General features: G+C 74.1%; 11 protein-coding genes. 5 read left to right on the top strand and 6 right to left on the bottom strand.

The features are described from left to right. Nucleotides 1-56: 56 nt before the first annotated feature. The 3 genes from ACZ67M_RS28345 (at nucleotide 57) to ACZ67M_RS28355 (ending at nucleotide 2497) form a co-directional block, all read left to right on the top strand. Nucleotides 57-1265 (top strand): MFS transporter, encoded by a 1209-nt coding sequence (locus ACZ67M_RS28345; protein WP_385803430.1) that lies wholly within the window; start codon nucleotides 57-59, stop codon nucleotides 1263-1265. 82 nt (nucleotides 1266-1347) lie between these two features. Further along, entirely contained in the window at nucleotides 1348-1929 is a 582-nt protein-coding gene (locus ACZ67M_RS28350) for a sugar O-acetyltransferase (RefSeq protein WP_392104522.1), read from the top strand. Between the two features lie 10 nt (nucleotides 1930-1939). Further along, nucleotides 1940-2497 (top strand): TetR/AcrR family transcriptional regulator, encoded by a 558-nt coding sequence (locus tag ACZ67M_RS28355; protein ID WP_122617821.1) that lies wholly within the window; start codon nucleotides 1940-1942, stop codon nucleotides 2495-2497. A 49-nt stretch (nucleotides 2498-2546) separates the two neighbouring features. Here the strand turns inward: ACZ67M_RS28355 and ACZ67M_RS28360 are convergent, their stop codons facing one another. The 6 genes from ACZ67M_RS28360 to ACZ67M_RS28385 form a co-directional block, all read right to left on the bottom strand. Continuing rightward, complete coding sequence (locus ACZ67M_RS28360; protein WP_469853420.1) at nucleotides 2547-3845, bottom strand: YeeE/YedE family protein; 1299 nt, start codon at nucleotides 3843-3845, stop codon at nucleotides 2547-2549. 264 nt (nucleotides 3846-4109) lie between these two features. After that, on the bottom strand, nucleotides 4110-6035 hold the full coding sequence (gene htpG / locus ACZ67M_RS28365; RefSeq protein ID WP_469853422.1) for a molecular chaperone HtpG: 1926 nt from the start codon (nucleotides 6033-6035) through the stop codon (nucleotides 4110-4112). A gap of 80 nt (nucleotides 6036-6115) precedes the next feature. Continuing rightward, complete coding sequence (locus ACZ67M_RS28370; RefSeq protein WP_361362869.1) at nucleotides 6116-6655, bottom strand: DUF4303 domain-containing protein; 540 nt, start codon at nucleotides 6653-6655, stop codon at nucleotides 6116-6118. A 109-nt stretch (nucleotides 6656-6764) separates the two neighbouring features. Next, nucleotides 6765-7745: a TAXI family TRAP transporter solute-binding subunit gene (locus tag ACZ67M_RS28375; protein WP_469853424.1), complete on the bottom strand. Its 981-nt coding sequence runs from the start codon at nucleotides 7743-7745 to the stop codon at nucleotides 6765-6767. A 106-nt stretch (nucleotides 7746-7851) separates the two neighbouring features. Continuing rightward, complete coding sequence (locus ACZ67M_RS28380) at nucleotides 7852-9291, bottom strand: sensor histidine kinase (RefSeq protein WP_469853426.1); 1440 nt, start codon at nucleotides 9289-9291, stop codon at nucleotides 7852-7854. A gap of 12 nt (nucleotides 9292-9303) precedes the next feature. Then, nucleotides 9304-9963, bottom strand: a complete 660-nt coding sequence (locus tag ACZ67M_RS28385; RefSeq protein WP_122617815.1) for a response regulator transcription factor — start codon at nucleotides 9961-9963, stop codon at nucleotides 9304-9306. 246 nt (nucleotides 9964-10209) lie between these two features. Here ACZ67M_RS28385 and ACZ67M_RS28390 point away from each other — a divergent pair, with 246 nt between their 5' ends. Both ACZ67M_RS28390 and ACZ67M_RS28395 read left to right on the top strand, forming a co-directional pair. Beyond that, nucleotides 10210-11232, top strand: coding sequence for an amidohydrolase family protein (locus ACZ67M_RS28390; RefSeq protein WP_469853428.1), 1023 nt, complete (start codon nucleotides 10210-10212; stop codon nucleotides 11230-11232). Between the two features lies 1 nt (nucleotide 11233). Next, complete coding sequence (locus ACZ67M_RS28395) at nucleotides 11234-12151, top strand: amidohydrolase family protein (RefSeq protein ID WP_469853430.1); 918 nt, start codon at nucleotides 11234-11236, stop codon at nucleotides 12149-12151. Nucleotides 12152-12193 lie beyond the last annotated feature (42 nt).

The following is a 12193-nucleotide window of genomic DNA, read 5'->3' on the forward strand; positions in this document are numbered from 1 at the left end:
GGCAGGGTCCGGGAGCGGAGTGTACGTTCGTACGCTCACACCTGTAGGCTCCCCGCATGACTGTCGACGTACTGCGCCGGGCCGCGCCGGCCGACCGGCGGGCCCGGGTGGCCGTCGCCGTGCTCTTCTTCACCAACGGGGCGTTGTTCGCCAACCTGCTGCCGCGTTATCCGCAGATCAAGGCCGATCTCGGGATCGGCAACGCCGCCTACGGGCTGGCCGTGGCCGCGTTCCCGGCGGGCGCGATCGCGGCCGGACTAGCGGCCGGGATACTCGTCCGCCGGTTCGGCTCGGCGCGGGTGGCGGTCGGCGGCACGCTGCTGACCGGCGTGGGGATCCTGGCCGCCGGACTGGCGGATTCGGTCGTGGTGTTCGCCGGGGCGCTGTTCCTGGCGGGCGCGATGGACGCGTTCACCGACGTCGCGCAGAACGCGCACGGCCTGCGGGTGCAGCGGCGCTACGGACGCTCCATCATCAACTCCTTCCACGCCATCTGGTCCATCGGCGCCGTCACCGGCGGTTCCATGGCCGCCGGCGCGATCGCGCTCGGCGTGCCCCGGGGCCAGCATCTGCTCTTCTCCGGCGTGGTGTTCGCGGTGGCGGCCTGCGTGGCACTGCGGTTCTGCCTGCCGGGCCCGGAGACCGAGGCGGCCGAGGAGGAGGACGGCGGGGACGGCGCGCGACGGACGGCGCCGGCCCCGGCCACGGGCGCGCGGATCCGCTACGTGCTGGCGGCGCTCGTCCTCATCGCCACGGCCGGCACCCTGGTCGAGGACGCGGGCAGTTCGTGGGCCACCCTCTACCTCTCCGACTCGCTGCACGCGTCGGTGGCGCTGGCCGCCTCCGGCTATGTCGCCCTGGTCGGGGCGCAGTTCGTCGGGCGGCTCATCGGGGACCGGCTCGTGGACCGGTTCGGCCAGCGCGCCGTGGCCCGATCCGGCGCGCTGATCGCCGCGGTCGGCATGGGTCTGGCGCTGGCCGTGCCCACGGTGCCCGGGACGGTGCTCGGGTTCGCCGCGGCCGGTTTCGGGGTGGCGACCCTGGTCCCGGCGGCGATGCACGAGGCCGACGAACTACCCGGCCTGAAGCCCGGTTCGGGGCTGACGATCGTCTCCTGGCTCATGCGCCTGGGCTTCCTGCTCTCCCCGCCGGTCGTGGGCCTCGTCGCCGACGCGACGAGTCTGCGGGTGGGGCTGCTGGTCGTGCCGCTCGCCGGACTCCTGGTGCTGCTGCTCGCCGGAGTGCTCCAGCCCCGGCGCCGCTGAGCGGTGCCGCCGTACGGGTCGGCCCGGGGCTCCGCGCGCACGGGAGTGTACGTTCGTACGCTCCAGGGGTACGATCGTGCGCATGCCGAAGGACCACTTCGCGGGCGACTCCCGCACGAACCTCGAACGCATGCAGGCGGGCGACCTCTACATCGCCGACGACCCGGAGATCGCCCGCAGGCAGCAGGAGGCCGTACGGCTGGCCGCCCGCTACCAGGCGGCGTACGCGGAGGACGCCACGGCCGCGCGGCCGGTCCTCGCCGAGCTGCTCGGCTCGCTGGGCGCCGAGGCGCACGTACGGCCTCCGCTGTACGTCGACTACGGCAGCAACATCACGATCGGCGCGCGCACCTTCGTCAACTACAACCTCACCGCGCTGGACGTCGCGGCGATCACCATCGGGGAGGACTGCCAGATCGGCCCGAACGTGCAGTTGCTGACCCCCACCCACCCGCTGGAGCCGGAGCCCCGGCGGGACAAGCTGGAGGCGGCGCTGCCCATCACCATCGGAGACAACGTCTGGCTGGGCGGCGGTGCCGTCGTGCTGCCCGGCGTGACCATCGGGGACAACTCCGTCATCGGCGCGGGCGCGGTCGTCACCAAGGACGTGCCCGCGAACGTCGTCGCCGTCGGCAACCCTGCCCGGCCGGTGCGGAACGTGTAAGCCTGCTCCCATGGCAACCGGACACACGGACCCGCAGCGCCGCGAGCGCATCATCGCCGCCACCCTCGACCTGATCGCCGAGGAAGGCATCGCACGCGTCTCCCACCGGAAGATCGCGACGCGCGCGGGGGTCCCCCTGGGCTCGATGACGTACCACTTCAGCGGCATCGAGGAGCTGCTCCGGGAGGCGTTCGGCCGTTTCACCGACCACATCGTCGCCGTCTTCGACGCGTATCTCGGCGCCGCGGCCGACCGCGACGAGGCCCGCGCGGCGGTGGCCGACCTGGTGCACGAGCTGTCGGAGGGCAGCCAGCGGGACCTGATCCTCACCCAGGAGCTGTACACGCTCGCCGCGCGGCAGCCCGCCTACCGCGAGCTGACCCACGAGTGGATGCGGCGCAGCCGGGTGCACCTGGAGAAGCACTTCGACCCGGACACGGCCCGCCAGCTCGACGCGCTGATCGAGGGACTGACACTGCACCGCGCCCTGGCCCGCGAGCCGCACGGCCGCGCCCTCACCCTGGAGGCCGTCGCCCGCGTCACCACCACGGACCGGCGCACCCCCTAGCCGCCCGTGCGGCACAGGCCTGACCCCTGTGCCGCACGGGCTTCCCCGTTCAGCAGACGCCGTCGCCCGGCTTGGGGTTGCCCAGGCCGAACAGGGGGCGCAGCTTCAGACCCACCCAGGTGCCCGCCAGGGCGAAGGCGCCCCAGAGCCAGCCGCTGAGGCTGCCCGAGGCGATGCCCGCCAGGTAGGCGCCGATGTTGCAGCCGCCGGCCAGCCGGGCGCCGACGCCCATCAGCAGGCCGCCGAGCACCGCGGCGACCGCCGTGCGCCAGGGGACGCCCCGGTGCAGCGCCCAGGTGCCGCCGACCGCGGCGGCGACGGCCGCGCCGATCATGATGCCGATGTCGGTGAGGCTGGTCTTGTCGGCGAGGACCGGGCCCGCGAGCATCTCGGCGTTGCCGGGCTGCCGCCACCAGGTCCAGTTCTCCGGGTGCCCGCCGAGCGCGCCCACCAGTTCCGAGCCCCAGAGGCTGAAAGCGCTGGTGACGCCCCAGGCGCCGCCGGAGACCAGCAGGACGCCCGCGCCGAGCACCGCAAGTACGAGGGCACCGGCGGCCAGCGGCCAGGAGCCCCGGACGGCCCGCAGCGCGGCGCCGCGCGCCGAGGGCACGGTGCCGAGGGGCGGCGGGTTGCGGCGGGCCTGGACGCGCCGGGTGACCAGCACCACGAGGAGCAGCGCCCCGATGGTCACGGCCCAGGAGCCGAGCCAGCCGATGTGGTCGGAGAGCACGACGGGTTCCCAGGCCGGGAGGTCCTTCCACAGGTCGAACTGCCAGGCCGCCAGCGTGGCGCCCGCGACGAAGCCGCCGAGGGTCAGCACGATCGACGTCTGTCCCGAGCCGACCGCGAAGAGGGTGCCCGAGGCGCAGGCGCCGCCGAGCTGCATGCCGATCGCGAAGAGCGCCGAGCCGGCGAACAGACCGACGCCGATCGGTCCCGCGGACGGGGCCGGCTGGGAGCCGAACAGTCCGGTCCCGGTGCCGATGAGCAGGGCGAACAGGGTGGCCGTGGTGCCCAGCAGCAGGGCGTGGGCGCGCAGCCCGGCGCCGTTGCCGACGGCGACCAGCTGCCGCCAGGCCGACGTGAAGCCGAACCGGGAGTGGAAGAGGGCCACACCCAGACCGAGGCCCAGCAGGAGCAGCACGCCGGGCTTGGCGCCGTGCGCGGCCCACACGTAGGCCGTCAGGGCGGCGGCGAGCAGCCCGGACACCACGAGGGGCGTTCGCCGCACCGGCGGCAGGGGCGGCGCCTCGGGCCGGGCGGATGAGGTGGGAGCGGGGGCGAAGAGGGAGGAGGACGCGCGCGGCGGCGCGGCCGGGGGCGACCCGGCAGGGGGTGCGGTGGTCACGGAAGATCTCCGGTGTGGTGCACGGGGACGGCGGACGGGCTGGCGGACCGGCGGCGCGGATCGTCCGGCCGGTCCGGTCTCAGCGGCGACAGAGGCCGTCGTCGACGCACCACGCCGAGCACGCGAAGAGCGCGAGGCACAGCAGCGGAGCCGAGGCAGACATGCGTGCGAATATACGGACCGGGGCGCTCCGGATGCCATGCCGTCTCGCCATGCGGATGGCGGGCGGCGGGCGTGCCGGAGCGCCCCGGGCCGGGTGCGCCGCTAGACGGTGCGCTCCAGGCGGTCCGCCATCAGCTGCACGAAGCGGGCGGGTTCCTTCGGCCGGCCGCCCTCGGCCAGCACCGCGAGGGTGTGCAGCAGCTCCGCGGTCTCGGTGAGTTCCGTACGGTCCTGCCGGTCGGCGTAGGCCCGGTTGAGGGTCTTCACCAGCTGGTGCTCGGGGTTGAGCTCCAGGATCCGCTTGGCCTCGGGGACCTCCTGGCCCATCGCCCGGTACATGTTCTCCAGGGCGGGCGTGAGTTCGCCCGAGTCGGAGACGACGCAGGCCGGCGACACCGTCAGCCGGGAGGAGAGGCGGACCTCCTTGACGTCCTCGCCCAGGTGCTCCGTCATCCAGCCGAGCAGCCCGGCGTACTCCTCGCCCTGCTTCTCCTTCTCGGCCCCGCTCTTCTCCTCCTCGGTGCCGGACAGGTCGATGTCGCCCTTGGCGACCGAGCGCAGCGCCTTCCCCTCGTACTCCCCCACCGCGTCGACCCAGACCTCGTCGACGGGGTCGGTGAGCAGCAGGACCTCGACGCCCTTGGCCCGGAACGCCTCCATGTGCGGGGAGTTCTCGATGGCCCGCCGGGACTCGCCCGTCATGAAGTAGATGTCGTCCTGGCCGTCCTTCATCCGCTCCACGTAGCTCTTCAGCGTGGTCGGCGCGTCGGCGTCGTGCGTGGTCTCGAACGAGCAGGCGGCGAGGATCGCGTCCCGGTTGTCGGAGTCGGTGACCAGCCCCTCCTTCAGCACCGCGCCGAACTCCCGCCAGAACGTGGTGTAGCGGTCCGGCGCGGAGGTCCCGAGGTCCTTGACGGTGGCGAGGACCTTCTTGGTCAGCCGCCGCTGGATCATGCGGATGTGGCGGTCCTGCTGGAGGATCTCGCGCGAGACGTTGAGCGAGAGGTCCTGCGCGTCGACGACGCCCTTGACGAAGCGGAGGTAGGGCGGCAGCAGTTCCTCGCAGTCCTCCATGATGAAGACGCGCTTCACATAGAGCTGGACGCCGCGCTGGTAGCCCCGGGTGGACAGGTCGTGCGGGGCGTGCGAGGGGATGAAGAGGAGGGCCTGGTACTCGAAGGTGCCCTCGGCCTGGAGCCGGATCGTCTCCAGCGGGTCCCGCCAGTCGTGGCCGATGTGCTTGTACAGCTCGTGGTACTCCTCGTCGGAGACCTCGTCGCGCGGGCGCGCCCACAGGGCCTTCATCGAGTTGAGCGTCTCCGGCTCGCGGTCCTCGGCGCCGTCCGCGGCGCCGTCCTCGGCGGCGTTCTCGCCCGGCTCCGGCAGCAGGCGGACCGGCCAGGTGATGAAGTCCGAGTACCGCTTGACGATCTCCCTGATCTTCCAGGCGGAGGTGTAGTCGTGGAGCTGGTCGTCGGAGTCGGCCGGCTTCAGGTGCAGGGTGACGGCGGTCCCCTGCGGGGCCTCGTCGAGCCGCTCCAGGGTGTACGTGCCCTCGCCGCGCGAGGTCCACCGGGTGCCCTGGGTCTCTCCGGCGTGCCGGGTGACGAGGGTGACCTCGTCCGCGACCATGAAGCCCGAGTAGAAGCCGACGCCGAACTGCCCGATCAGCCCGTCGGCCCCGGCGGCGTCCTGGGCGTCGCGCAGCTCCTGGAGGAACTTGGCGGTGCCCGAGTTGGCGATGGTGCCGATCAGCTGGGTGACCTCGTCGTACGACATGCCGATGCCGTTGTCCCGCACGGTCAGCGTGCGGGCGTCCTTGTCGATCTCCAACTCGACGTGCAGGTCGCTCACGTCGGCGCCGGGGGCGTCGTCGCGCAGCGCGGCGAGGCGCAGCTTGTCCAGCGCGTCCGAGGCGTTGGAGACGAGCTCGCGCAGGAAGACATCCTTGTTCGAGTAGACGGAGTGAATCATCAGCTGGAGAAGCTGACGTGCCTCTACCTGGAACTCAAACGTTTCGGTCGTCATGGCTGGTGAGTACCTCACAGGTCCGTCGTGCCACTGGCGGAAGTCACTCTAGAACAGCGCGGGGCCCGTGTCGGGGCCGCTCACACGTCCTCCGCCACGGCGGCCTCCTCGCGCCACTCCGTCAGGGCCCGGGGCGGGTTCAGCCGGAGCACCCGCTCGTCGTTGCCCGGCTCGGAGGGCACCTCGACGGTGACGACGACGGAGTGACGGTCGGCGCCGGTACCGAAGAGCCCTTCGGCGTCCAGCCGGGCCATGGCCGTCTCCATCGCCCGCAGCCGCAGGTCGAATTCCGCGTCGGCCTCGTCGTCGGGCAGGTCGAACAGCTCGCCACGGGCCTCGAACAGGGGGCGTACGGGCTCCAGGTGCCGTTCGCCGTAGCAGCAGAACGGGGAGTCGGCGTAGGACCACTTGAGGTCGAGCGGCGCGCAGCCCTGCCGTGCCGCCTCCGCCGCCAGGGCCTCCACGGACCATGCGGACAGTGCCGGGCCGTAGGCCTCGCCGGAGGTGACCAGGGTGCAGTAGTAGAAGCGGTCGTCGGGGTGTTCCCGGAAGAGGTCGAGGAGGGCGGCGCGGGCCGCGCGGTGGACGGCGTCGGCGAGTTCGGCCTCGGTGGGCGGCATGGGGGCGGCTCCCGGTGCGGAGGGTGCGAAGGGTGGGAAGGGTGCGGGCGGCGGTGCGGTCGTGGCTCCGGGGAGCGTAACGACCGGCACCGACAACGGATCCGCGCCGTCAGCCGTGCAACGCCCGGTACGCCGCCACCGCCCCCTCGTGCAGCGGCACACCCCCCGTGCCGATCAGGCTGCGCACGTCCAGGAACTGCGCGCCGACGGCGTGGTCGGGCACGAACTCGGGGGCGCGCCGGACCAGGAGGCGGGTGAGGGCGCCGGCCACGGCGGGGTCCAGGTCGGGGCGGCACACCAGCAGGTTGGAGACGCCGACGGTGGCGACGCCGGCCGAGGAGCGGTACGCGCTCTGCGGCAGGGTCACCTCCTCCAGCCCCGAGGCGGCCATGCCGTCCCGGCCGCCGAGGCCGGGCAGGAGGCCGGCGAGCGGGAGGAAGCGCAGGCCCGGGTCCCGGTCCAGGTCGGTGAGGGTGGGCAGCGGCACGCCGCCGGCCACGAGCAGGCCGACGACGGAACCGGTCCGCAGCGCCTCGGCCGCGTCGGCCAGCCGCAGGTGCCGTACCGGGACGTCGGTGCCGGGCGACAGACCGGCGGCGCGCAGCAGACGGTCGCCGAGCAGGGCCGCGCCGGAGCCGACGGCGCCGAGCGAGACCGGGTGCCCGGCGAGGTCGGCCACGCCACGCACCGGGGCGTCGGCGCGCACGGCCAGCTGGAGGTAGGTCTCGTAGACCCGGCCGATCGCCCTCAGGGGCACGGGGCGCGGGAAGAGACCGGTGCCCTGGGCGGCCCGCGCGGTGTCGGTGAGGACGAGGCCGAGGTCGGCGTGGCCGTCCCGGAGCAGTTCGATGTTGGTGATGCTCCCGGCGGTGGTGCGGACGCGGCAGCGCAGACCGGAGCCGGCCGCTTCCACCTGGGTGGCGAGGAGGCGGCCGAAGGCGGCGTAGAAGGCCGTCGGCTCCCCCGTGGCCAGTCGCAGCACCCCCCTCGGACCGGACGCGCCGACCGCGCCGTCCCCCGCGACCAGCCCACCGAGCGCCCCGGCGGCGGCCGTGCCGAGGGCGGCCCGCAGGACGGCACGCCGGTTCACCGGGGACCTCCTTCGGACCGGGCGCGCGACACGACGGCCCGCGCCCGCCGCTCCCTGAGCCGTAGGACCGCCCACCACGGGTGGCCGTCCACCAGCGGATCCCGGTTCACTGCGGGCCTCCCTCGGTGTCCGCCCGGGGTACGACCGCACGGGCCCGCAGGCCACGGGGCTGGGCGGGGGTCAGTTCCAGGCGGCCGGTGCGGCCCGTGAGGAGTTGCTCGGCGATGGGGAGTCCGAGGCCCGTGCCGGATGTCCCGGTCTGCCGGGCCGAGCGCCAGAAGCGGGTGGTGGCGCGGGCGATCTCCTCGTCGCGCAGGCCGGGGCCGTCGTCCGTGACGGTGACGGCCGCGTACGGGCCCTGTGCGGCGCAGCGCAGCCGGACCCGGGCGCCGTCGCCCGCGTACTTGATCGCGTTGTCCAGCAGGATGTCCGTCACCTGGGCCAGCTCCCGGTCCGTGCAGGCCGCCGGCACGGGTTCGGGGGCCTCGGCGGTCAGCCGGACCCCGGCCCGCCGTGCCACCGGCTCCCACAGCCGGTACTGGGTCAGCGTGACCTCGGCCGCGTCGCACCGGGCGCCGGAGCCGTCGGTCACGGTGAGTTCCCCGGCCTGGTGCTCGGCGGTGGCGAGGGCCAGCATGTCGTCTAGGAGGTCCTGGAGCCGGTCCAGTTCGGTGTTGACGCCGGTGTAGGTGCGCTCGCCCGAGGGCCGCAGGTGGGTGTGGAGGGCGTCGACCCGCAGCCGGAGCGCGGCCATGGGGTTGCGCATCTGGTGCGAGGTGTCGGCGACGAGCCGCCCCTGCTGTTCGAGGGCCGCGGTGACGGTGCGGGCCATGCGGTTGAACCCGGTCGCCAGTTGGCGCAGCTCGGGCGGCCCGCCGACGGAGGCGGAGCCGCGCCGGCCCGGCGGGGCGACGGGTGGGGTGTGCTCGGGCGGGAGTCCCGCGGCCAGTTCGCCGACGGCCCGGTCGAGGCGGCGCAGCGGACTGACCACCCACCGGGTCGCGGCGCGGGCCAGGACCGTGCAGCCGAGGGCGACCAGCGCCGTACCGGCCAGCACGGCCGCCCAGCGCCGGGTGACGTCCTCCGCGGCCGCGGTGACGTCGGCGCGCAGCACCACGGCGCCGGAGACCTGGGTCCCGGTCCCCGCCGGCTCCGCGAACATCCGGGGCCTCCGGGACCAGGGGCGCAGGGCACTGCCCGGGTGGGCGGTCTGGTTGCGCAGGGCGGCGTCGACCATCCGGGCCACGGCGGGGTCGGCGGCGCGCATGCCGCCGGTCTGCACGACGGGGTGCCCGCGGGTGTCGGTGACGACGAGGGGCTCGCCGTAGAGCCGGGTGTAGCGCACGGCCTCGGCGGTGACGGCCGAGGTGTCGCCGGTGCCCGCCGCCCGGTCCATGAGCGAGGCGAAGCGGTCCAGGTCGGAGCTGCGGGCGAGGACCAGCTGCTGGGTGCGGTCGGAGGCGGTGAACAGCAGCAGCGGCACGGCGAACGCGGCCACCGCGAGCACGCCGAACAGCAGCAGCACCGTCTGCACGCGGGTCCGCACGGGCCGGCCCCGTCAGTCGCCGAGCCGGAAGCCGAAGCCCCGGATCGTGCTGAGCAGCCGCGGGCGGCCGAGCTTGGCGCGCAGCTGGGTGAGGTGGACGTCCAGGGAACGGGAGACGGCGTGGTAGGCGTCGCCCCACACCTCGTCCAGGACCTGCTCGCGGCTGACCGCGGTCCCGGCCCGGCGGGCCAGTACGGCGAGGATGTCGAACTCCTTGGCGGTCAGCTCGACCTCCTCGCCGCCGACCCGGACCTGCCGGGCGTCGAGAGCGACCTCCAGGTCGCCGACGCGCACGGTCCTGGCGGCGGGCGGCGCCTGTGCGGCGGCGCGCCGCGTGACGGCCTCGATGCGGGCGAGCAGCTCGGTGAGGCGCACCGGCTTGACGAGGTAGTCGTCGGCGCCGAGCCGCAGCCCGCGCACCACCGAGCGCTCGTCGCCGCGCGCGGTCAGCACCACCACGGACAGGTCGCTGACCGCCCGCAGCCTGCGCAGCACCTCCAGGCCGTCGACGTCGGGCAGGCCGAGGTCGAGGAGGAGCAGGTCGGAGCTGCGGTGGTAGGTCAGCACGTCCTGGCCGCGGGTGACCCGCCGGGTGATGTGGCCGTGGTCGTACAGGACCTCCACGAGCGCGCCCGCGACCCCGTCGTCGTCCTCGGCCAGCAGTATGTGCATCCTGCCGTCTCCCTCCGGCGGCGTCGGCGCCGATGCCGCCCGCGTCCGGGAACTGGTGTCGGAATATCCCGGTCCGAATGTAGACCACGCCCGGCGGTGCGTTTCGCCTGGTCCGCAGGGTGGACGGCGGTGGCGTCCGGCTTTGTTAAGGCGAGGTTAGTTCTGTGTCCGGTCGTCTCCCGGCCCCCGCGCGGCCGGGGAGAGGCTGCCGCGGTCGACGACGACCCGACCCGGAGGACCCAGCCCATGATCATCGACTGTCACGGTCACTACACCACGGCTCCGCCGGCGCTGGCCGCGTGGCGGGAGCGGCAGATCGCCGGTCTCGCCGGCCCGGCGGCGCCGTCGCCGCCGGACCCGCGGATCGGCGACGACGAGCTGCGCGAGAGCGTCGGGCCGAACCAGTTGCGGGCGATGGACGAGCGCGGCATCGACGTGACCGTCTTCTCCCCCAGGGCGTCGTTCATGGCGCACCACGTGGGTGACTTCCGCACGTCCGCCGCGTGGGCGGCGCTCTGCAACGAGCTGTGCCACCGCGTCGCCGCGCTCTACCCCGGCCGCTTCGCGCCCGCCGCCATGCTGCCGCAGTCGCCCGGCGTCGACCCGGCCACCTGCGTCCCCGAGCTGACGCGCTGCGTGGAGGAGTACGGCGCCGTCGCGGTGAACCTCAACCCCGACCCGTCCGGCGGCCACTGGTCCGCTCCCCCGCTCACCGACCGCTCCTGGTACCCGCTCTACGAGAAGCTGGCCGAGTACGACGTACCGGCGATGATCCACGTCAGCACCAGCGTGAACCCGGCCTTCCACACCACCGGCGCGCACTACCTCAACGCGGACACCACGGCGTTCATGCAGCTGGTGCAGGGCGACCTGTTCGCGGACTTCCCGACCCTCAAGCTGGTGATCCCGCACGGCGGCGGGTCCGTGCCCTACCACTGGGGCCGGTTCCGGGGTCTGGCCATGGCGCTCGGCAAGCCGCCCCTGGAGGAGCACGTCCTCGGCAACGTCTTCTTCGACACCTGCGTCTACCACCAGGCGGGCGTCGACCTGCTGCTGGACGTGGTGCCCGCCCGCAACGTGCTGTTCGCCTCCGAGATGATCGGCGCGGTGCGGGACGTCGACCCGCGCACCGGCCACCACTTCGACGACACCCGCCGCTACGTCGAGGCGTCCGCGCTGTCCGCGGAGCAGGTCGCCGCCGTCCAGGAGCACAACGCGCGTTCCGTCTACCCGCGCCTCGACGCGCTGCTGAAGCGGCAGGGGCGCTGACATGGCCGATCTCGCCCCGAAGACCCCGGGCTGGCTGGACTGGCACCCCAACCCGTCCGCGCCCGCCTTCCGGCTGCCGCCCGGCACGGTCGACGCGCACTGCCATGTCTTCGGCCCGCAGGCCGAGTTCCCCTTCGCCCCGGGCCGCAAGTACACCCCCTGCGACGCCGGCAAGGACCGGCTCTTCGCGCTCCGCGACCACCTGGGCATCGACCGTACGGTGATCGTGCAGGCCACCTGCCACGGCGCGGACAACAGCGCCATGCTGGACGCCGTGCGGGCGGGCGGCGGACGGGCCCGCGGGGTCGCGACCGTCCGGCCGGACGTCGGGGACGCCGAGTTGCGGGCGCTGCACGCGGCGGGCGTGCGCGGGGTGCGGTTCAACTTCGTGCGCCGCCTGGTCGACACCTCGCCGAAGGACGAACTGCGCGCGATCGCCCGGCGGATCGCCCCGCTGGGCTGGCACGTCGTCCTCTACTTCGAGGCCGCCGACCTGCCCGAGCTGGAGGGCTTCTTCGCGTCGCTGCCCACGCCGCTGGTGGTGGACCACATGGGCCGCCCGGACGTGACGCGGCCGGTGGACGGGCCCGGGTTCGCGCGCTTCCTGCGCTTCACCGAGCGCAACGACGTGTGGGTCAAGGTCTCCTGCCCGGAGCGGTTGAGCGTGACCGGGCCGCCCGCCCTCGACGGCGAGCGGGAGCCGTACGCCGACGTCGTGCCCCACGCCCGGCGCGTCGTCGAGGAGTTCGGCGACCGCGTGCTGTGGGGCACCGACTGGCCGCACCCGAACCTCACCGGCCACATGCCCGACGACGGGCTCCTCGTCGACCACGTGCGGCGGGTGGCCGTCACCGAGGAGCAGCGGCACCGGCTGCTGGTCGACAACCCGACCCGCCTGTACTGGCCCGGCGAGCGGTGAACCGCCCCGTGTCCTCCCCGACCTCCTCGACAAGGACCCCGC

The sequence above is a fragment of the Streptomyces sp. NPDC107500 genome (assembly GCF_055582785.1).

What these genes read in the sequence shown, in the direction of transcription:
- ACZ67M_RS28355 (WP_122617821.1), top strand. Translation starts at nt 1,940, where the DNA reads ATGGCAACCGGACACACGGACCCGCAGCGCCGCGAGCGCATCATCGCC.
- ACZ67M_RS28390 (WP_469853428.1), top strand. Translation starts at nt 10,210, where the DNA reads ATGATCATCGACTGTCACGGTCACTACACCACGGCTCCGCCGGCGCTG.
- ACZ67M_RS28345 (WP_385803430.1), top strand. Translation starts at nt 57, where the DNA reads ATGACTGTCGACGTACTGCGCCGGGCCGCGCCGGCCGACCGGCGGGCC.
- htpG (WP_469853422.1), bottom strand. Translation starts at nt 6,035, where the DNA reads ATGACGACCGAAACGTTTGAGTTCCAGGTAGAGGCACGTCAGCTTCTC.
- ACZ67M_RS28395 (WP_469853430.1), top strand. Translation starts at nt 11,234, where the DNA reads ATGGCCGATCTCGCCCCGAAGACCCCGGGCTGGCTGGACTGGCACCCC.
- ACZ67M_RS28385 (WP_122617815.1), bottom strand. Translation starts at nt 9,963, where the DNA reads ATGCACATACTGCTGGCCGAGGACGACGACGGGGTCGCGGGCGCGCTC.
- ACZ67M_RS28370 (WP_361362869.1), bottom strand. Translation starts at nt 6,655, where the DNA reads ATGCCGCCCACCGAGGCCGAACTCGCCGACGCCGTCCACCGCGCGGCC.
- ACZ67M_RS28350 (WP_392104522.1), top strand. Translation starts at nt 1,348, where the DNA reads ATGCCGAAGGACCACTTCGCGGGCGACTCCCGCACGAACCTCGAACGC.